Origin of the sequence: Bartonella vinsonii subsp. berkhoffii ATCC 51672, from assembly GCF_902825225.1 — a bacterium.
In the GTDB taxonomy this organism is placed as follows: Bacteria; Pseudomonadota; Alphaproteobacteria; order Rhizobiales; family Rhizobiaceae; genus Bartonella; species Bartonella berkhoffii.
Genome location: NZ_CADEAK010000135.1, coordinates 1 through 472 on the forward strand (window position 1 = coordinate 1; position 472 = coordinate 472).

At 44.3% G+C, this 472-nt stretch carries 1 pseudogene; it reads left to right on the forward strand.

The features are described from left to right. Window positions 1-472, forward strand: a pseudogene (locus tag J7R10_RS08615) (filamentous hemagglutinin); the annotation flags it as partial.

Below are 472 nucleotides of genomic sequence, written 5' to 3' on the forward strand. Positions count from 1 at the left end.
AAGGATTCAGAGGAAGGATACACCAAATCTGCTATCAGCAATGGCAGCATCATCTTGACAGATGAAGCAGGGCAAAAGAACCTGACAGGGCAAAATGGGGAACAAACAATCGCCTCCCTTAACCGAGACACCGCTACAGCTCATCAAGTTGTAGAAGCGCTTGATGGTGGCAGGCTGGAACAAATCGTCCATGAGAACCGTGAAATGGCAACGCAATTGCTTGAAGAAGGGTTTAAATACAGCGATGATTCCTATAAAACCATGTTTATCAAAGAGCACTCCATCGCCGTGGTGGATCGTGATGAAAAGGGAAATATTATCTATCTCAAAGATGAAAATGGGCGGTATATAAAAAACGGTCGTGGACAAAAAATTCCTCAGTCGCATTATTTAACGGCTGAGGAGAAGAAGCACCTACAAGCCGGTTCTGATGGTAAGGTTCATGTCTCTTTTAATGGCATTTTCACGCCAC